This window comes from Mesorhizobium sp. P2_C7, from assembly GCF_056404515.1.
In genome coordinates, this window is the sequence record NZ_JBFUDW010000006.1 from 244,900 (window position 1) to 265,384 (window position 20,485).

Sequence of the window (20,485 nt, forward strand, 5' to 3'; positions counted from 1 at the left end):
AGTTACTATGATTAGCGATCTCTCCGAAGCCGGTCTGTCGCTACTTGATGATGCCAATCTTCTTGCGATCGATGGTGACGAATACGGCGCAAACGAGAACCGTCCCCTTGACGATATTCTGGAGGTACGGATCGACACCGGTCATGTTCATGCCGTTCGACAGAAGCGTGATGATCAGAACGCCCAGCGCAGTACCGACAACACTGCCCACACCTCCGGTCAAAGGCGTTCCGCCGACCACGACGGCTGCAATGACATCCAGTTCAAGCCCTTCCCCGAGCTGCGCTGTGGCGGCCATAGCGCGCGCCCCCTGCAGCAATCCCGCGATGCCGCACAGGGCCCCGAGCAGCATATACATGTAGATTTTCACGCGGGCGACCTGAATGCCGGTCAAGATGGCGACGCGTTCCCCACCGCCGATGGCGCGGACCTCGCGTCCGAACACCGTCCTGTTGATGATGCCATAGGCAAGGACCATCAGCACCAGGCCAATGATCACCGAATTGGGAATGCCCAAAGTACGTTCGGCATAGGCGTTGAGGAATTGCTCGTCGTCTATCGACACTGGAGCGCCGCGGGTGAACAGAAGCACGATGCCGCGATACACCACCATCGCACCCATGGTGGCTATGAAGGAAGGAACCTTGCCCTTGGCGAGGAGCACGCCATTGATCAAACCGGCAACCGCACCAACAGCAATGGCCGGAATGATTGCCGCAGCGCCGAGACGATCGGCCGTCAAGGCCGTTGCCAATGCCGCGAGGGCGACGATTGAACCGACCGAAAGATCGATCGAGCCCGCCATGATGACGAAGGTCATGCCCAGCGCCGCGACCAGCAGCACAGTGCCCTGCTGAAGCACGATGAGAAAGTTGCTGAAGGTGAGAAAGCGCGGCGACGACAGAGAGAATATGACGACGAGCAGAACGAGCATCGCGAGCGGAAAAGTGCGCTTGAGGAGTTCGAAGCTGCTCGCGCTGCGGATTTTTTCGCCGCTTGCGCTCGGCGTCATGGCGGTGCTCGCGGTCTCGTTTGTGTCCATGGTCAGGCCATATGTCCAATGATGTCGTGTTCGGTGGCATCGGCTGCAGTCTCGATGCGATGCGTGACATGTCCTTGCCGGAGAACCAGCAAGCGGTCCGACATACCGATCAGTTCAGGCATGTCTTCCGAAGAAAGGATCACGGCGAGGCCTTCCGCCGCCTTCTGCCGTATGATTCGATAGATCTCCGTGCGGGCGCCGATGTCGACGCCGCGCGTTGGGTTGTTGAGCAGGAGCAGGCGTGGCTGTACGGCCAAGCATTTGCCAATCACCACCTTTTGCAGATTGCCTCCCGAGAGAGAACGGCAGGACGCGTCGATGCTCTGCGTCTTGATTCCGATCCGAGTGATGAGATCGGCCGCAATGGCGATGGCAGCGGGGCGGTCGAAGAATGGCCCATGCCGGGGTGGGCGGACCATCACCAGATTGTCGAGGACACTGAACTCAGCGATCAGCCCTTCATTGTGACGGTCGCCGGGCAGATGGGCTACGCCCTGCCGCCAAGCATCAGTCGGGCTCGATGGCGCGAATGGAACATCCGCAAGCCTCATCGTGCCGTGGCCTAAAGGCAGGTCGCCGCAAATGGCTGCGAACAGCGCCTCGGCGCCAGCGCCTTTCAATCCGGCAAGGCCGAGGATTTCGCCGGCATGAACATCCAGGCTGACGCCGTTGAGTTCGCGCCCAACGGCCACGTCGCAGGCTTGGAAGACAACAGGGCCCCGCGCGGGCTTGCTTGGGTCTGCCGTCAGACGAGACGGATAGATACCTTTCGCGAGGTCGCGTCCCACCATGCGGCGATGAATTTCATTGGGCTCGATCTCGGCCGTACGATATGTTCCGACATATTGCCCATCCTTCAGAATCGTCAGTTCATCGGCGACGGCAAGCACCTCGTCGAGATGATGAGAAACGAAAGCTACGGTCATCCCCTGAACCTTGAGTTCGTTGATGACGCCAAGGACCGCCTGAACCTCGCGGTGATCCAGATAGGCGGTGGATTCGTCGAGGAGGAGAATTTTCGGATTTGTAGACAGAGCTCGGGCGATCTCGATGCATTTCAGCTCGCCGAGATTGAGGCGGCCCGTGTCTGCAGAGACTGGTATTTGCGCGCCGATCCGCTCGAGGATCGCTTGCGCCGCCGATTCCATACGTCTGCGATCGATGAGACCGAGGCGACCGGCAAACCTTCGCAGGCGATCGATAAAGATGTTTTCAGCAACCGACAACGACCGGTTGATCGTGATTTCCTGGTAAACAAGCGACACACCAAGGGCCGCCGCACCGCTGACACTGTGTGGGGCATATCGTGCTTCGTCCAGCGTCATCACGCCGCTGTCAGGCCGTTCGGCACCGGCGAGCATCCGCAGGGTCGTCGATTTGCCGGCTCCGTTTTCGCCGACGATGGCGTGAACCATACCAGGCAGAAGCACCACCGACACGCCATCCACGGCACGTGTCTGGCCGTAACTCTTGCGCAGATCGCTCGCGGTAAGCGTCATGGATCGAATACGTCCAATGCCAGGGAGAAGCCTGCCGGCAACCGTGCGGTTGCAGGCAGGCCGAACCTTGCGTTCAGTTGCTGTATTGCATCTCGAAAACGGCTGGCTTGGCGTCCTTGTTGTAGAAGCGGGAGTGCTGTCGGAAATCATAGGTGGGCACTCCGCCCGGAAAGTCCTTTTCAAACTGCGCAACGCGATCCTTCGTCAACGGCAGCAGCTTCAGCTTGACATTGTCAGCGCCCGCGGGAACCGGAACGCCCTTGATCTGGTCGAAGAGGGCGACAAGGGCGAAGCCGCCCTGAAGCCAATGACCGCCGATGTCGAAGAGCAGATCGCCGGACTTTACCGCTTCGACATTCTCAGGGTTGAGATCCATTCCGACGACCATGACGTCCTTCCCCGGCGTTTTCCCGTGGTTCTTGAGAGCGGCCATCACGCCGGTCGCAGTGCCGCCGTTCGCAGCCCAGACGCCGGTGATCTCCGGATTCCCCTGGAAGAGCGATTCAAATGCCGTCTGCGAAGTATCACGGACGAAATTGCCATCGACCTCACCAGCGACACGCACATCGGGAGCTTCCTTGAGAGCGTCTTCCAGACCCTTGCGACGATCAATGGCGACCGAGGTGCCGGCGGTGCCGTTGACCACGCCGATCACTTTTTTACCGTCCGGCCCGGGCTCGATCGCAGCGAACAGCGCCTTGGCCATTTGGTATCCGGCGTCTTCATCGCTCGGCCCGATAAAGGCGATGTAGTTTGGGAAACGCTCGGTTTGAGGCGAAAAATCCGGGTAGCTGTCAGTGAGGATGACCGGTATGTCGGCTTCCTTCGCCAAGGTAAGTCCACGAGCGGCAGTGGCCCAATAGGGCGTGAAGATTATGCCATCGACCTTCTGGGCCACCAGATCCTCGAGCGACTTGACCATCTGGTCGGGCTTGTTGTCGGCGTTGAGCACGACGAGATTCACGCCGAGTTCATCCGCTCCCTTTTTCATGAAGGCGACATAGCTGTTCCAGAATTGCGCATCGAGGGTCGGCACGACAACGCCGACCGTGGGGCCGTCGGCAGCGACAGCCGCCGTTGACAAGAAGGCCGCAGCAGCGACGCCGATGACGGCCGATTTCAGCCTAGACAAGAAAAACATGGTTCCTCCAACCCGGTTCGCAATGGAGCCCACTGGCCCTTTGCATTGCTGATTCATTTAGACTTTTTGACCAGAACTGCTCGTTCTCCAACCACCAGATGACGACGATTGACGACACTTGATTACCATATGCGGTCAAAATCAGTCAAAATAATTCTAAGTCAACCAAAAACGATAGCAATTTGCCCACCAAGGTGACAAATCATTGGGCTCGCCTGAGGGATTCGTGATATTCGCGATGCAGAGCGCGCTGTGATTCAGGCGAGCGCGTTGCGACACCATGCGGAGATGCGAACGTGGCAAGGAATGTCCGAAAATCAGCGATGGAAGACATGGCGCCTGTCGTGTCCGCCGGGTCATGGGAAGACGACGGCGGGCGCGGACGGGTCGATCTGATTCCGGCCAAGCGTCACGCCTTCATTCTTGAATGCCTGAAACGAGAAGGAGCCGTCGGCGTTCAGGAACTCATCGATCTCATCGGCGCGTCGCCTTCGACGATCCGGCGCGATCTCGAGACGCTTGAACGCCAAGGAGCATTGGAGCGAACGCATGGCGGGGCGATGCTTCAACGCACGGAACTGGCCACCTTCGAGCCGGATCTCGCCACTGCAGCGCATTTCGCCAGGGCTGAGAAAGAGGCCATAGGCGCTGCCATGATGTCGGAACTTCGAGCCGGCCAGAGCGTCATTTTCGACGCAAGCACGACCGTTCTGGAAGTCGCCCGCGCCATCGCTGCGGCGCCTATCCCGCTTACGGCCGTGACCAACAGCCTTGCGATCGCGCAGATCCTTGCACCTGTGCCGGAAGTACGCCTGGTCATGCCTGGAGGCACCTGCAAGCCTGGTTCGCTGACCCTTATCGGCCAGCCTGGCGAGAATTTCCTGCGAACCATTCACGCCGACATAGCCATTCTGGGGACGCATGCCATCACCGGCGACATGCTCACGGAGACCTCCCTGGAGGTTGCGGCAATGAAGCAGGCGATGATCGCCGCGGCGCGCCGCGTCGTCGTGCTTGCCGACCATTCGAAGTTCACCGCGCCCAATTTTTGCACCATCTGCCGTCTGGCCGACATCCACCAGATCATTACCGACGAGGGCATCGATCAGGCTCACCTCACCAATCTTCGAACGCTCGATGTGGACGTCAGGGTCGTGCGCGTCAGCCGTTCGGGTTCTTCAGTTGAGCGCTCTTGAGGCTATGGATATCCGGGTCGTCGCCGACGACCTGACCGGGGCCCTGGACAGCGCGGTTTCCTTCGCATCGCCTGGGAATGGCATTGGGGTCAGCTGGCAGCTGGACCGTACGTTTGCGGGGCGTATGGCTATCGATGCCGCCACCCGGGAGGGGCCAGTGGCGACGGCCGTCGAGCGACACCGGACGCTTGCGCCATGGCTTGCCGCCGGACACCTGAGTTTCAAGAAGATCGACAGCCTCTTGCGCGGCCACGTCATCGCCGAAATCGAGGCCTGCATCCTCAACGGGGCGTACCAGCGCGTTGTTCTGGCACCTGCGTTCCCATTTCAGGGACGTGTTACGCGCCTTGGGCGCCAATGGCGACTCGATCAACCCGAAATGGTAGGTCCCGACCTTGTCGCCGGTCTAGGCCAGCGCTTTCCGGCTGGGCGTTCAACACCAGGGTCACGCCCAGTTGATTTCATCACACTCTATGACGCCGAAACGGATGCGGACCTGGACAAGATCGTCGCGACGGCGCCGAAGGGCGCGACGTTGTGGGTCGGTACTGGCGGCTTGGCGGCGGCACTTGCACGGCACATGAATGCGCCGCACAAGCCTGTTCCTGCGTTTTCCGCTCCATTCCTGGCCCTTGTCGGCACAAATCATGAGGTCACGGCGGGACAGGTAGCCCTCTTTGCCGCCAGGCATGCAGATGCGCATATCGTCGTGGAACACGACGTCGACAAAGCGAAAATGCGTTTGGCGAAACGGATGATGCGCGGGGAGCCGTCGGCTGTCAGCGTCGTTGCATCGGGCGATCGCCACGTCGTGGCAGATCATATCGGCAAGGTGTTTGCCTCGCTTCTCGCGGGCTTGCCAAAGCCCGGCACCTTGCTCGTCACTGGCGGCGAAACATTGCGATCGGTGTGCGACAGCCTGGGTGCCGTCGAACTCACGGTCGAATGCGAGATTGAGCCAGGGCTTCCGGTTTCCAGAGTCAAAGGCGGCGTTTTCGAGGGGCTAGCCACAATTTCGAAATCTGGCGCATTCGGCGACAGTGCCCTGCTCTGCAGGCTCGCGGCTCTCGCGCGTCGCTGATCAAGACAATCGCCGGCCAAAAGCACCGGCGGGTCCATCCCCGCCGGTCAAATGGCGTCAAACGATGTCTCAGCAGCCGAATACACCGGGATCGCACCCACGGAGAGGCAGGCAAACAGCCGGATTTTCACCATTCAGGTGATTACGAATGACTGAAAAAGAAAACTATTGCGCATTCATGGTTAGAAGGATTAGAAGATGATCACAATTGACCGATTAGGGGCGTTTATGTCTGGTCCAAGACTCGGCATCACAATGGGTGATCCTGCGGGCATCGGCCCTGAGATCATCGCAAAGGCATGCGCACGGCTGAAACCGCGCCTTGCCGAAGGATCGTTGTCGCTTCTCATTATCGGCAGCGTCACCGCGATGCGTGCAATGGAGTCGATTTCCGGGCGCATCGAGGAGGAAGATCCGTCGGCTTCCGCCGGTGGGATTTTTCCGCCTGTAGCCCTTCTCGAAGCCGGCCCTGAACGGACACCCATTGAAACGGGCGTCATGTCGGCCGAAGGCGGGCGCCTCGCCTATCTGGCGATCGAAAAAGCCGTTCGCCTGGCACAGGCCGGTTCAATTGCAGGCATCGTCACGGCTCCCCTCAACAAGGAAGCGCTCAATCTGGCCGGCTATCACTATGCCGGTCACACCGACATGCTGGCAGACCTGACAGGCGCCCGCGATTCCGTGATGATGCTGGCCCATGGCGATTTTCGCGTCAGCCATGTCTCGACCCATGTAGCGCTCGCACAGGTTCCGTCGAAACTGACCGAACCTCGGTTGCGGCGGGTAATCCAGTTGACGGTCGAGGCGTTGCACGGCCTTGGCATTGCCCATCCCCGCATTGCGATTGCCGCGCTCAATCCGCACGCCGGCGAAGGCGGCATTTTCGGGCGTGAGGATATCGACATCACGACCCCCGTCGTCGCTTCCTACACGCCCGCCGATTTTACCGTGTTTGGGCCTGTTCCGGGCGATACGGTTTTCGTCAAGTTGCGCGCCCGCCAGTATGACGCGGTGGTCGCGATGTATCACGATCAGGGCCATGTCCCGGTGAAACTGCTCGGCTTCAACGTCGATCCCGCGACCGGTCAGTGGAAGGCGCTCTCCGGTGTCAATGTCACGCTCGGCCTTCCGATCATCCGCACCTCCGTCGATCACGGCACGGCCTTCGACATCGCCGGCAAGGGCATCGCCAACGAGGACAGTCTTATCGAAGCGATCGAGTTCGCGGTCCAAATGGCCGCGGCAAAATCCAACCCTTAGGCGTCGGCACGCCTGCAACGCACGCAGAAGCGGATTGAACCATGGCAGTAGAAGACAAGAAATCCCATCACATGTTGATCGACGGGAAGTTTGTCTCCGGCGAAGCCGGCACGCGCCCGGTGATCAATCCGGCCAACGGCAAGGCCTTTGTCGACGTGCCCGAGGCAAGCCCAGATCAGGCTCGCCAAGCGATAGAAGCCGCCCGCAAGGCGCAGAAGGCTTGGGGGCTCAAATCACCTCTCGCCCGTGCGGCGATCATGAAGCGGATCGCGGTCTTGATCCGGGAGAACGCCCGACATCTGGCCGAGGTGGTGGTCAGGGAACAAGGCAAACCGATTAATGAAGCAATAGGTGAAGTCGGCGGCGCGGCCGAGTTCTTCGACTACTACGCCGAGTTTGCCCGTCGCATTCAAGGTGAGATCCTGCCATCCGACTATGCGGGAGAGCAGGTCTGGATCCAGCGCGTGCCTGTAGGCGTCGTCGCCGCCATCATTCCGTGGAATTACCCGAGCGCCCTGGTCAGCCGAAAGGTGGCGCCCGCCATGATCGCCGGCGACACCATCGTCCTCAAGCCGCATCAAGACACGCCACTATCGGCACTTGAATTGGGTCGCATCTTTGTCGAAGCGGGCGTGCCGGCTGGCGTGGTCAACATCATAACGGGACGAGGTGAAACCATAGGCGAAGTGCTCTGCACGGAACCCGGAATCGACCTCATCACCATGACGGGCAGCGTGCCGACCGGCAAGCGCATCATGGCCAACGCTTCGCGCAATCTGACGCCGGTTTCGCTGGAGCTCGGCGGCAAGGCGCCATTCATCGTCCTGGCCGATGCCGATCTCGACCTGGCAGTGCGTTCGGCAGCCACCTCGCGCTACATGAATTGCGGACAAGTCTGCATCTGCAACGAACGCACGCTCGTACATCGTTCGATTTACGATCAGTTCGTCACGCGCTTCGTGGAATTCTCCAAGTCGCTCGTCGTCGGTGATCCGATGCAGGCAAACACCGATATCGGCCCCAAGGTCAGCCGTGAGGAGTTGGAAAAGGTCGAGGCGGTTCTTGCCGAAGCCGTCGCAGGTGGCGCCAGGCTCGCTCTCGCCGGTGGCCGCCCGACCAAGGCGCCGATCGATGGCGGCTACTGGCTCAATCCGACCGTATTGACCGATGTGACGCCCGACATGCCGATCATGACGCGCGAAATCTTCGGCCCGGTCGTGCCGATCATGCCCTTCGACACCTTCGAGGAAGCGGTCAGCATCACCAATGCCAGTCGCTATGGCCTGTCGGCCTATCTTTTCACCAATGATCTGAGCCGCGTCATGAACGCCGTCAACGAGGTTTCGTTCGGTGAGATCTACGTCAACCGGATTGGACCGGAAATGCTGCAGGGTTTCCATGTCGGCTTCCGCGAAAGCGGACTGGGCGGTGACGACGGCGTGCATGGGCTCGAGAGCTACATGCGCAAGAAGACGGTCTACGTGAATTACTCGGGTGCCGCCACGGCGGCATTGATGCCTTACGGGCGCTGAACACCGCCCAACCAGTACGACCAGCCAGGTCGCCACCCGGCCGATACGGCCGTTTCATATGATCGGGAGGAATGAAATGCACTATCGTGGGTTTATGGCGGCCGCTTTGGCCGTGGCGCTGTCAGGAATGGCCGCATCCTCGGCGATCGCCGATGACACCATTCCACCTGAGGCAAAGGCCTTGCTCGAGCCGCTGCCCCTGTCGCCGAGGGGCCAACCCGTCCCGGGCTTCCCGGACGGCCCGCCGGCGGTGTCGCCAGATGTGCTAAAATTTTCGGCCGACGACMTTGCCAAGCTCAAGGCCGGAAAGTTCACCGCAGGACTGGTGATGCATACCATGGATGCCGGCTGGCCCCAGTTGCAGGTCGCCGGAATCACCAACACACTCAAGGACTTTGGCATCGAGATTGTCGGAACCACCGACGCCAAGTTCCAGCCCGGCCAGCAAATCAGCGATCTCGAGCAGATGATTGCCCGTAAGCCGGATGTGATCTTCTCGATCCCGATCGATCCGAAGTCTGAATCCGAAGCTTACAAGAAGGCGGCAGCCGCCGGCATCAAGCTGGTTTTCATGGACAATGTCCCGGTCGATATGGCGCCGGGCAAGGACTATGTGTCCGTTGTCGCCTCCGACAATGAGAAGAACGCCTATTTCGCCGCGCAGGAACTTGTAAGTGCGATTGGCGGCAAGGGCGAGGTCGGCGTCATCACGCTGGTTTATGACTATTACTACTCCGTTGCGGCCCGCAAGGTCGGCGCACTGAAGGCCTTCGGCGAACATCCCGACATCAAGGTCGCGGATGTCGGCACCTTCACCGCGCCGGAGAAGGCCTACGAGGTTGCCACCGCCATGTTGACGGCGCATCCCGACATGAAGGGCATTTTCGTTGCCTGGGACACGCCCGCCCAGCAAGTCGTGGCCGCGGCCAAGACACTTGGGCGCGATATCGTCGTCACCACGAATGACGTCGCCGCGGACAGCGCGCTGAACGTTGCACGTGGCGAATTTCTGGCCGTAGGCGCGCAGCGTCCCTATGACCAGGGCGTCGCCGAGGCCAAGGCGGCCGCGCTTGCGTTGCTTGGACATGAGGTCCCGCCATACATTTCGGTGCCGACATTGCGCGTCAAGAAGCTCGACCTCCTCAGTGCCCTCAAGCAGGTCACAAAGGAAGATGCGCCGGCTTCGGTGGTGAAAATCTGCAACGGCGAGTGCTTCTAGCTCCTTCTTTCGCCGGCGGGCCGCAGCAGTCCGCCGGCGCTCCCCGAGCGATCGAGAAATCGTCATGCCCGAAGCGACAACTTCAACGTCCAAGAACGCTATCGTAACGATGCAACGCATCGGCAAGTCGTTTGGCGCCAACCGCGTGCTTTCGGACATTTCGTTCGATGTCATGGCTGGTGAAACGCATGCACTGCTCGGCGAAAACGGCGCGGGCAAGTCGACGCTCATGAAGATTCTCATGGGGGCGTATCGAACGGATGAAGGCCGGATTCTGTTTGACGGACAGGATGTCACCGCCTTGTCGCTTCGAGAGAGGATCGATCGCGGGATCGCGATGATCTTCCAGGAACTGAGCGTCTTGCCGAACCGCTCGGTTGCCGAGAACCTCTTTATCCTTCGCGAGCCCCTCGCCTTTGGCCGGCGTGTCGACAGCAGAAAAATGGTTCGCGAGGCTCGGGCTTTGATCGAGCGCTATGCATTCTCACTCGACGCCTCGGCGCGGGTGGGCGATCTGGCCTTCGCCCAACGCCAGATGGTCGAGATCCTCAAGGCGATTTCGCGGGGCGCCAAGCTGCTCGTGATGGATGAGCCGACTTCATCTCTGACCATCCACGAGGAGGAAACGCTCTTTCGCACCATCGGCCAACTCAAGCAGAACGGGATCGGTATCGTCTACATCAGCCATCGCATGGCCGATGTGCTGCGGCTTTCGGATCGCATCTCGATCATCAAGGATGGGCGACTGGTTGGCCCGCTTGATCCGAGCAAGACATCCATCGAGGATATCGCCGCGATGATGTCGCGGCCAAAGGGCCAAGCGCCTTTGCCAGCCGCCGCAGCGCCCGCGACGCGCCGTCCGGCAACGGCTGCGGGAACCCCTGCCCTGGAGGTCAGCAATCTTGCCACGTCACGCAAGCTGGCTGGCGTATCGCTTTCGATCGACCCAGGTGAGATCGTCGGCCTTGCCGGGCTTGTGGGCAGCGGACGGTCGACCTTGGCCAAGGCCTTGTTCGGCGTCCTTCCCGATGTCTCGGGCGACATCGCCGTCGCGGGTGAACCGGTTCGGCTGGGCAGTGTCACGGGGGCCATCGCTGCCGGTGTCGCGCTTGTTCCGGAAGACCGCCGGCTCGAAGGTCTTGTAGGCGGGCGCTCTATCGAGGAGAACCTCTCGCTTCCCCGCCTTTCCGATTTCTCGCTGGCGGGTCCGTTCGGGCCGATGGCGAAGGCCCGGATGACGGCTCTGTTCCGACAATGCCGAGACGATCTCAATATCCTGTGTCGCGGTCCCTTGCAGAAAGCCCAGGAGCTTTCGGGCGGCAATCAGCAGAAGATCGTCTTCGCCAAATGGCTGGCAATGAAGCCTAAGCTGTTGATCCTCGACGAGCCTACCTCGGGCGTCGACATCAACGCCAAGCGCGATATGCGCGAACTTGTGCGTCGTACAGCCGGCGAAGGCGTCGCCGTGCTGCTCGTTTCTTCGGAACTCGAGGAACTCCTGGATCTGTCCGATCGCATTCTTGTGATGGCGGATGGACGGATCACGCGCAGCATCGGTCAAGCGCATGACGAGACAGGACTTCGCGCGATGCTGCAGGCCGAGGCCGCCAGACAAACCAGCATACGCGCCCAGGGAGTTGCAGCATGAAACAGTCGTCGATGCCCTTGCGCGCAAGTGCAATGAATTTCTTACGCGATCACATCACCTATGTAATCTTCCTGGCTATCACCCTCTATTTCGTCCTGTTTGCTCCCCACTTCGCTTCTGTCTCAACTGCAAGCGCGGTTTTGCGCATCACAGCCATCGTCTCCGCAATGGCGATCGGCATGACGTTCGTGATCATCTGCGGTGAAATCGACCTCTCGGTCGGATCCCTCGCCAGCTTTTCAGGGATGATCGGGGCGCTGTTGCTCGAGCAGAATGTCCCGACCTATGTCGCCGCACTTCTGGTTCTGGGCGCCGGCGCCGCGATAGGAGCGACCTCGGGCATCCTTGTTACAAAATTGCGCATTCCATCGTTTCTCGTAACGCTTGGCATGCTCTCCATCTTTTCCGGATTGGCACTAACGATCACCGGCACTCGGCCGGTGTCTATCGTCGATGATGATTTTTCGAACCTGTTCTGGAATGGCAGTTTTCTAGGCATCCAGGCGCCAATCTGGTGGACCATCGTCCTGACCGCGGGCGGCTACTATCTCTTGCACCAGATGCCCTATGGCAGGCGTGTTTATGCGACTGGCGGAAATGCCATAGCCGCCCGCTTTTCCGGAGTGCGCACGGACGGCGTGAAGATCTTCGCCTTTGTCCTGTCGGGCATGACCGCGTCCCTTGCAGGCATGATGCTCGCGGCCCGCTCGACGGCCGGCAATCCCAGCCTAGGAGCGGGTCTTGAACTCGACGTCATCGCGGCCGTGATCATAGGCGGGACAAGTCTCTTCGGCGGCTATGGATCAATTGTCGGTTCCGTCGTCGGTGCAATCTTCATTGGAATTCTCGGCTTTGGTCTTCTCGTGCTCGGTCTTTCGACCAGCATCCAGGAGGTGATCAAGGGAGCCATCATCATCATTGCCGTCTCGTTGAACCGGCGTTGAAGGCAGCAGAACCCATGATCCGACCATGTGCGCTCATTCCAAGAATTCGGCCTCCGCGGCGGTAACTGCGGGGGGATCAATTTGAAAACCGGCGATGGTCGCCGACAGACGGGAGGAAAGTGAAATGAAAAGACGTATTGCACTTCTGATGATGGGCGCTCTTGCAGCATCCACTGCAATGTTCACAAGCGCCTGGGCGCAGGACACCTACAAGCCCGACTGCTACGCTTCTGCGCCAGACAGTGCTTCGGTGATCTCGTATCCGAAGAAGTCCGGGCCCTACAAGATTGCCTTGGTCAACGGCTATGTCGGCAACGATTGGCGTGCCAACTCAATCCAGACCGCCAAAGCCTGGGGCGCCCGTCCCGAGAACAAGTCCAAGCTGTCCGAACTGAAGATCATATCGGTGGGCAACGATTCCACGGCGCAGATCTCTGCGATCGACAACTTCATCGCCGCCGGCTACGACGCCGTGATCATCAATGCCGTCAATCCCACCGCCTTCGACGCAGTCGTGAGGCGTGCCAAGCAAGCCGGTGTAGTGCTGGTCACCTATGACAACGTCCTCGATTCCGACCAGGTCGTGCAGATCAATGAAAACCAGGTCGAACTGGGCCGGATCAAGGCGCAGGCCGTGGTCGATGGCATCAAGGCCAAGAAGGGCAATGTTTCGGGTCAGGTTCTGGAGATCGATGGCGTCCCCGGCAACAGCGTCGACCGCGACAACCAAGCGGGCTTCAGCGAGGTCTTCTCCAAGTACCCCGATCTAAAGGCGGTCAAGGTCGAGGGCGACTGGGACGTGGGTACGGCGTCGAAAGTGACGTCCGACGCCATCGCCACCAACGGCAATTTTGACGGTATCGTTGTCCAGGAGGGCTCCGTTGGCGCTCTCGAGGCGCTGGCCGCCGCGAAGCACCCGGTCGTACCGGTCGGCTTCGACGCCGGCAACGGCACGCGGATGCTGGTCAACAAAGGCAAGTACCCGGGGATCACTGCCGCCCAGGCGCCGGCGCTGGCCGCGATGGCGCTGGAGGCCTCGGTCGTGCTGCTGGAGGGCAATGCGCTGCCCCAGAAAGTTTTCCTGCCTATCCCGCAGAAGAACAATGCGGACCTGGCGGAGGGCCAGGATTTCTACCCCAACCTGCCTAAGACCTTCTACACGGCCACCGGCTTTCCGCAGTGCTTCCCCGTATTCACGCCGGATGAGCTGAACGGCCAGACGGCCGATAACGCCAACTAGGCAATGACACACGAACCTGGCCGGCGTCTGCGCCGGCTAGGTCGACGGCAGGGAGCGCGCATGGCCGACCGCTATGTTGAACTGAAATCGGTGTCGAAATCCTACGGTGGCGTTCCGGCGTTGACCATGGTGGATTTCCGCTGCGAGCCGGGACGCGTCCACGCCATTCTCGGCGAAAATGGCGCCGGCAAATCAACACTGATGAAATTGTTGGCCGGTGTCATCCAGCCGGACACAGGAACGATCTCCATCGGCGGGCAGACGGTGCGCTTTTCCTCGCCGCGCGAGGCGGCCGAACAGGGCACGGTCTGCATGTTCCAGGAACTGTCACTGATGCCGCACCTTTCGGTCGGCGACAACATCGTGCTTGCCGCCCCTCGCACCCGGATGGGATTGATCGAGCGCGGCGTTTATCGGGAGGCGCGCGAGGCGCTGGACCTCGTAGGGGCCAGGTCGATCCCGCTCGGCGCCCGCGTCTCGGGCCTGTCGCTGTCCGAACGCCAGCTTGTGGAAATCGCCAAGGCCGTGTTCCGCAAGCCCAAGCTTCTTATCCTTGACGAGGCGACCTCGGCGTTGACCAGCGAACTCGTCGAAACGGTGTTCGGTGTCCTCAGAATGCTGAAGGAGCAGGGCGTCGCGATCCTTTTCATCTCGCATCGCATGCACGAGGTCGACGCCATCGCCGACCGCATATCCGTCTTCCGCAACGGCAAGCATATCGAGACCTTCGACGTCGGCGCGCGCACGACCGATGAGATCGTAGGCCTGATGATCGGCCGCTCGCTGGAAGAGCTGTTTCCGCCGCGCCGCCCGCCTGTGCCCGACACGGCGCCGCTCGTTCTGGATGTGTCGAACGTCAGTTGGCAAAGCCAGCTTGTCGACGTGTCGCTTGCCGCGCGCGCCGGCGAAATCGTCGGGCTCGGCGGTTTGGACGCGCAGGGACAGCAGCAGATCATGCATGCTGTCTTCGGTGTGCTGCGCGGCGTGACGGGCCGCATCACGCTCAATGGCAAGCGACTGAATGGCCTGCAGCCGCCGAGGGTGAAGCAATCCGATATCGGTCTGGCGCTCGTGCCTGAGGATCGCAAGACCGAAGGGTTGATCCCCAGCATGTCGGTGGCGCAAAACCTGCGCTTGGCGGTTCTTGGGCGCGCGCCCTTCGGCCTGCTCGACCTGAACGGCAACAACGAGGCCCGGCTCCAAGAACTGATCGAACGGCTGGCACTGACCTACGGTTCGCTCGACGACCCCGTCTCGACGCTGTCAGGCGGCAACCAGCAGAAGGTGGTGCTGGCCAAATGGCTGGTGTTGTCGCCCAAATGTCTGCTGCTGATGGACCCGACACGAGGCATTGACCTGCCGACCAAGGCTCAGATCTACAGGCTGCTCACCGACCTGGCGGCCGAGGGGATGGCTGTGATCCTGCAATCGACCGACTATGAGGAACTTATCCACTTGTGCGACCGGGTCTATGTCTTCTACCGGGGCAGTGTGGCCAAGGAACTAAAGGGCGATCAGCTATCCGCCGATGCGCTCATCGCCGCCTCGATGAACGTGCACCTTCACGCTGAGGCCCGAGCATGATGACCTGGCTACGCCAAAACGCAAAGGAAGCGATTGCCGCGCTCGCGCTGGTGATACTTTTCGCCGGCTATATAGCCATCCATCCACGCGGCTTTTCAACCTATGTGGTTACCATCTGGTCGAACCAGGGGACATTGCTTGGGCTTGCCGCGATCGCTCAGTTCTTTGTGGTTCTGGTCAAGGGAATCGATCTGTCGGTAGGGTCTATTATTGCGCTGACCAACGTGGTGGCCTCGTTCCTTCTCAATGGATCTCCGACCTCGATTGCCCTTGGTATGATTGCAGTGCTGGCCGTCGGGGTGGCTTGCGGGCTGGTGAATGGGATCGTGGTTGTCTATGGCCGGGTGCAGCCAATCGTCACCACCCTTGCGACGGGTGGCATCTTCGGTGGCATCGCTCTGCTTCTGCGGCCTACGCCCGGAGGCAGCATCAATGAGACAATGTCAGATGCGCTCACCTATGCAGTGGCAGGCGCCCCGGTCTCGGCGATTATTCTTGTCATCGTTCTTGTCGCTCTGATGGTCCTTCTGCGCCGGTCGGACATCGGTCTCGGCCTCTATGCCGTCGGATCGTCGGAACAGTCGGCTTACATGACCGGCCTTCGCGTGAACCGGCTCAAGCTCATTGCCTACGGCAGCAGCGGCTTTATCGCGGCCCTTGCCGGCATCTATGTCAGCATGGTCACGCTTACTGGCGATCCCAATATCGCGCCGTCCTACACGCTGAACTCGATCGGCGCCATCGTGTTGGGCGGAGTGGCGTTGAGCGGTGGCGTCGGCAGCCCCATCGGCGCCGTTATCGGCGCTTTGATCCTCAAGACGATCTCGTCGCTGATGTTCTTCTCCGGGCTGCCGCCGTTGGCGCAACCGTTCTTCGAGGGATTGATCCTCGCAACCGCAATTGCACTCGGCGCGCTCGGCGTTTTCCGGGTGCGCAGCCGGCTTGAGTTGTACCGCTGATGACTGATGCAGCCGCACGAAGCGCTACGTCCTACAAATCCCGTCGCTGGCTAAGCCGGGACCACGTATCGGTCCTGCTGATTGCGCTGGGCTGCGTCGCTCTGCTGTTGGGCGGTTCGCTGTTGTACCCCGGCTTCCTGAAGCCCGGCTACATTCTACAGCAGCTTCAGATCGCCGCCTTTCTTGGTATCATCGCAACCGGTGCCATGCTGGTGATCCTGCTGGGCGAGATCGACCTTTCGGTGCCGTGGACGATCACTGGCACGGCGATTGTCGTCATCTCGGCCTCTGGCAGCTCCAACCCCGTGATCGCCAGCCTGGCAATTCCGCTGGGCCTATGCTTTGGCATGGGTGTTGGGCTCTTGAACGCCATCGGTGTTGCCGTTTTTCGCGTACCCGCGATGGTCTGGACGCTAGCGGTCAACGCCATGCTGCTTGGCGCCACGGTTTTCTACACCGGAAACAGCCGTCCCAACGGCGAGGTCCCCTGGCTGGCGACGCAGGCGGCGATCGGTCGGACCTTCGGCATCCCCAACGCCTTTCTCGTATGGCTCGGTGTCGCCGTGATCACAGTCTGGATGCTCCGGCGTACCGTCTATGGCAACTACCTCTATGCACTGGGCAATTCGCGACGTGCAGTGTTTCTTGCCGGGGCGCGGGTGCGTCTGGTAACAGTGGCGACCTTCGTCCTTGCCGGAGTGTTTTCGAGTTTCGGCGCTATCCTGCTGCTCGGCTACACCAACCAGGCCTATCAGGGCATGGGCGACCCTTATCTTATGCCGGTCATCTCGGCTGTGGTGGTCGGGGGAACCTCCATTCAGGGTGGTCGAGGGAACTATGTCGGCACCTTCGCCGGTGCGATCTTCATCACGCTTCTGTCGTCGATCCTTTCGGTGATGCAGATGCCCGCTGCCGCGCGCGAGATGATCTTCGGTGCGATCATCCTGGTCATGCTGCTTGTCCACGGTCTCACCAATAAGAACCAGGACATCTGAACGCTCCTGGCGGAGCCGGAAGCTGCATGTCGCCAATCCGACCTACAGCAGTGATGTGTTCACCGATCGCCGGCCTGAAAAACTGGAGCAGCCTCCTTTGCCGCGGCAAGCGCTCCCCAGATCCTTGATGGTGTCGCCGGCATTTCCAGTTGCTGAACACCCATCGGCAGCAGGGCATCCTTGATGGCGCTCATGACCGCGGGCAGCGCGCCCACCGTCCCGGCCTCGCCCGCTCCCTTGACACCAAGCGGATTGGTCGTGGTGGGGACGGAATGGCTTTCGACGTTGATAGAGGGAAGATCGTCGGCGCGAGGCATGCCGTAGTCCATAAACGACCCCGTCACGATCTGGCCGTCCTCGCTGTAGACGACCTGCTCGCTCAATATCTGTCCAGCACCCTGGGCAACGCCGCCCTGGATCTGTCCCTTGACGAGCATCGGGTTTATCAGCACGCCGACGTCGTCGACGACGTTATAGGCGACGATGTCGGTCATGCCCGTCTGCGGATCGATTTCCACTTCGCAGATGTGGCATCCATTGGGATAGGTGGCCTGCTCGAGCGCAACGATTGCCGTCTCCTGAAGGCCGATTTCCAGTCCCAAAGGCATTCTGGACGGCACGAAGGACGCGATCGCTACCTCGGCCAGGGAAATGTTCCGGTTAGTGCCGGCAACTGAAAAATAGCCATCCCTGAATTCAATGGCACTTCCCGGCGCATTCAGCAGGTGTGCTGCGATGAGGCGGCCTTTCTCGATGACCTTCTGCGTCGCGCGCACGAAGGCCGCTCCAAACGCCATCATGGTTCGCGATCCGAATGTTCCGCGCCCGTGCGGCACGGCGTCGGTATCTCCAAAGATGATTTGCACGTTCTCGCACGACAATCCGAGGAACTCCTGCGCCATCTGGAGGTAGGCAGTCTCATGACCCTGTCCCTGCGAATGGCTGCCGGCCAGGATCGTCACATTGCCCGACGAATCGAAGCGGATTTCCGCGGACTCTTCGAAAGGACGCTCGAATGGCCCGCCAGCGATCTCGATGACGCAAGCGATGCCGATTCCTCGCAGAAAACCGCGGGCCTTTGCTTCCTCCCGGCGTTCTTCGAACCGGCCCCAGTCGGCGGCGGCCACACATTTGTCCATGACGGCCTCGAACTCGCCGCTGTCATAGGTAAACACAAGCGGGGTCCTGAAAGGCATCGCGCTTGCAGGGATCATGTTCAGTCGCCTGATCTCGACCCTGTCAATGTTCAACCGTCGAGCCGCCTTGTCGATGATCTGCTCTATGCAGAACGACGCCTCGGGGCGGCCCGCGCCGCGGTATGGGCAGGTCGGCAGCGTGTTGCTGAAGACGCCGCGCACGACCACGTCGAAGGCCGGGGTCGTGTACTGGCCGGCCAGTCCGCCGATATTGTTGGTCGGCGAGTGAAGCCCATTGGATGCGACATAGGCTCCGAGATTGGCCAAAGTCGAAACGCGAAGACCCAGGAACTTGCCGCTCTCATCCAAGGCAAGAGATACGTCGGAGACGTTGTCGCGTGATTGATGGTCGGACAAGAAACCCTCCGACCTTTCGCATATGTGCTTGACCGGACTGCCGACCAGTTTGGATGCCCACAGCACAAGAATGAGTTCGGGATGCAGACTGGCCTTCATGCCGAAGGCACCGCCAACGTCCGGCGCGACAATCCTGAAACGGCTTGGTGGCAGACCGAACACCTGAGCGATCTCGCGGCGCATCGCATGAGGCGACTGCATGCCGGCGTAAAGTGTGAATCGCTGCGTTCGTTCATCGAACGCGCCCAGGGCCGATCGCGGCTCTAGCGCGTTGGTGGCGACGCGGCTGATGACGAAACGCTCCGACACGACGTGAGCCGCCGTAGCGAAGGCGGCGTCGCAGGCCGACCTGTCCCCGGATCGTTGCTCGAAGCAGATGTTGCTCGGCTGTGAGGGCCAAACGAGCGGGGCATCGGGGTTCGCCGCTTCGGCGGTGTCGACCACGAAGGGCAGGCTTTCGTACTCGATTTCAATCAGCTCTGCCGCATCTTTCGCTTCGTTGAGCGTGTCGGCGACGACGGCCGCAACCGCGTCACCGACGTGGCGCGCGCAGCCATCAGCCAGGGGAAGGTATGGTGGAACGAAACTCGGTTGGCCATCGGGCTGATTGCGCCGCACCCGCGTTGGGAAGGGATGAAAATTTTCTGTCGCCATCTCCTCGCGCGTCAGCACCGCCCTGACGCCGGGCGCGCTTCGCGCCTGCGAGGCATCAATGGAAACGATCCGCGCCGCCGCATGGGGCGAGCGGACGACGACGAGATGAAGCACCCGCGAAAATTCGGTCGACACGTCGTCGGTGTAGCGGCCAAGGCCGCGAATGAGGCGCAGATCCTCCCGCCTTTCGACGGATGCTCCGATGCCGCGATTTTCCATCAGCTGTCTGCCTCTTATGCCGTCATGGTCGGCTCGGGATGCCGTTACGGCGTAGCTGCGGTCGATCGGCCCTGCTTGGCGCTCGTGACACCCTCGCGCGAGCGTTCGTGATGCAGGAATGGCCGCTGAAGCAGGGAGAAACCGGAATTCACAAGCGACGTGACCGCAAAGATCACAACGATCACTGCGTACATCGCGCTGATGTTGAAGGCATCGGAATAGTGGATCAGGCGCGCGCCCAGACCGATATTGGCGTAGGCGATCTCGGCGGAAAGCACGCCGATGATCGACATCGCTATGCCGAGTTGGAACCCTACGAACAAGGGGCGCAACATGGCAGGGAGATAGATCATACGGCCCATTTGCCAGAGGCTCAGATTGAAGCTGCGCCCGACGTTCAGCAGCGCCTTGTCGATCAGGAGGAAGCCTGTGATCGTGCTGAAAACAACGGGAAAGAAGGCCGACATGGCGGCCTTGGCGATTTTCGATTCGATGCCCAATCCGAAGACCAGAAACAGGATGGGCAGGAAGATTATCTTGGGCGTGCTTCCGAGGGCATGGATGTAAGGCTCGAAGGCCCTGCGCATAAACGGATTCGAACCGAGCCATATGCCGACCACGACAGCGATAGCCGACCCCGCAAAGAAGCCTGTGAAGGATTCGAAAAGGGTGATCGCCAGGTCGCGATAGAAGGTCGCGTCGCCGAATTCGGCCACAAG

General features: G+C 60.6%; 16 protein-coding genes. 11 read left to right on the top strand and 5 right to left on the bottom strand.

Annotated elements, in window-relative coordinates; all coding sequences use genetic code 11:
* Positions 1–40 precede the first annotated feature (40 nt).
* The 3 genes from AC1D2G_RS15150 to AC1D2G_RS15160 all read right to left on the bottom strand — a co-directional run bounded on the left by AC1D2G_RS15150 (position 41) and on the right by AC1D2G_RS15160 (position 3,739).
* Complete coding sequence (locus AC1D2G_RS15150; protein ID WP_477414930.1) at positions 41–1,042, bottom strand: ABC transporter permease; 1,002 nt, start codon at positions 1,040–1,042, stop codon at positions 41–43.
* Positions 1,043–1,044: 2 nt separating this feature from the next.
* Positions 1,045–2,541 carry a sugar ABC transporter ATP-binding protein gene (locus tag AC1D2G_RS15155; protein WP_477414932.1) on the bottom strand — a complete coding sequence of 499 codons (1,497 nt, stop codon included), beginning with the start codon at positions 2,539–2,541 and terminating at the stop codon, positions 1,045–1,047.
* Between the two features lie 73 nt (positions 2,542–2,614).
* Positions 2,615–3,739, bottom strand: a complete 1,125-nt coding sequence (locus AC1D2G_RS15160) for an ABC transporter substrate-binding protein (protein ID WP_477414934.1) — start codon at positions 3,737–3,739, stop codon at positions 2,615–2,617.
* Between the two features lie 239 nt (positions 3,740–3,978).
* Between AC1D2G_RS15160 and AC1D2G_RS15165 the strand changes: the two genes are divergently transcribed.
* The 11 genes from AC1D2G_RS15165 (at position 3,979) to AC1D2G_RS15215 (ending at position 17,340) form a co-directional block, all read left to right on the top strand.
* On the top strand, positions 3,979–4,878 hold the full coding sequence (locus tag AC1D2G_RS15165; protein ID WP_477414936.1) for a DeoR/GlpR family DNA-binding transcription regulator: 900 nt from the start codon (positions 3,979–3,981) through the stop codon (positions 4,876–4,878).
* Positions 4,865–5,959, top strand: a complete 1,095-nt coding sequence (locus AC1D2G_RS15170) for a four-carbon acid sugar kinase family protein (RefSeq protein ID WP_477301197.1) — start codon at positions 4,865–4,867, stop codon at positions 5,957–5,959. The genes AC1D2G_RS15165 and AC1D2G_RS15170 overlap by 14 nt, the downstream gene beginning before the upstream one ends.
* Before the next feature lie 228 nt (positions 5,960–6,187).
* Positions 6,188–7,219, top strand: coding sequence for a 4-hydroxythreonine-4-phosphate dehydrogenase PdxA (gene pdxA, locus AC1D2G_RS15175; RefSeq protein WP_477414938.1), 1,032 nt, complete (start codon positions 6,188–6,190; stop codon positions 7,217–7,219).
* Positions 7,220–7,260: 41 nt separating this feature from the next.
* Complete coding sequence (aldA, locus tag AC1D2G_RS15180; protein ID WP_477414939.1) at positions 7,261–8,751, top strand: aldehyde dehydrogenase; 1,491 nt, start codon at positions 7,261–7,263, stop codon at positions 8,749–8,751.
* A gap of 76 nt (positions 8,752–8,827) precedes the next feature.
* Positions 8,828–9,970, top strand: a complete 1,143-nt coding sequence (locus tag AC1D2G_RS15185; protein WP_477414941.1) for a substrate-binding domain-containing protein — start codon at positions 8,828–8,830, stop codon at positions 9,968–9,970.
* A gap of 64 nt (positions 9,971–10,034) precedes the next feature.
* Complete coding sequence (locus AC1D2G_RS15190) at positions 10,035–11,618, top strand: sugar ABC transporter ATP-binding protein (RefSeq protein WP_477414943.1); 1,584 nt, start codon at positions 10,035–10,037, stop codon at positions 11,616–11,618.
* Positions 11,615–12,562, top strand: a complete 948-nt coding sequence (locus AC1D2G_RS15195; protein WP_477414945.1) for an ABC transporter permease — start codon at positions 11,615–11,617, stop codon at positions 12,560–12,562. Before AC1D2G_RS15190 ends, AC1D2G_RS15195 begins: the two co-directional genes overlap by 4 nt.
* 124 nt (positions 12,563–12,686) lie before the next feature.
* Positions 12,687–13,802 carry a sugar ABC transporter substrate-binding protein gene (locus AC1D2G_RS15200; protein WP_457154889.1) on the top strand — a complete coding sequence of 372 codons (1,116 nt, stop codon included), beginning with the start codon at positions 12,687–12,689 and terminating at the stop codon, positions 13,800–13,802.
* A gap of 60 nt (positions 13,803–13,862) precedes the next feature.
* Positions 13,863–15,386, top strand: a complete 1,524-nt coding sequence (locus AC1D2G_RS15205) for a sugar ABC transporter ATP-binding protein (RefSeq protein ID WP_477414947.1) — start codon at positions 13,863–13,865, stop codon at positions 15,384–15,386.
* Positions 15,386–16,345, top strand: coding sequence for an ABC transporter permease (locus AC1D2G_RS15210; RefSeq protein ID WP_477344651.1), 960 nt, complete (start codon positions 15,386–15,388; stop codon positions 16,343–16,345). Before AC1D2G_RS15205 ends, AC1D2G_RS15210 begins: the two co-directional genes overlap by 1 nt.
* Positions 16,345–17,340 (top strand): ABC transporter permease, encoded by a 996-nt coding sequence (locus AC1D2G_RS15215; RefSeq protein ID WP_477226575.1) that lies wholly within the window; start codon positions 16,345–16,347, stop codon positions 17,338–17,340. The genes AC1D2G_RS15210 and AC1D2G_RS15215 overlap by 1 nt, the downstream gene beginning before the upstream one ends.
* A gap of 59 nt (positions 17,341–17,399) precedes the next feature.
* On the opposite strand, the gene AC1D2G_RS15220 is transcribed toward AC1D2G_RS15215, so the two are convergent.
* Together AC1D2G_RS15220 and AC1D2G_RS15225 are read right to left on the bottom strand one after the other, a co-directional pair.
* Positions 17,400–19,766 (bottom strand): xanthine dehydrogenase family protein molybdopterin-binding subunit, encoded by a 2,367-nt coding sequence (locus AC1D2G_RS15220; protein ID WP_477414949.1) that lies wholly within the window; start codon positions 19,764–19,766, stop codon positions 17,400–17,402.
* 44 nt (positions 19,767–19,810) lie between these two features.
* Positions 19,811–20,482 carry an ABC transporter permease gene (locus AC1D2G_RS15225; RefSeq protein ID WP_477414951.1) on the bottom strand — a complete coding sequence of 224 codons (672 nt, stop codon included), beginning with the start codon at positions 20,480–20,482 and terminating at the stop codon, positions 19,811–19,813.
* Between the last annotated feature and the right edge of the window lie 3 nt (positions 20,483–20,485).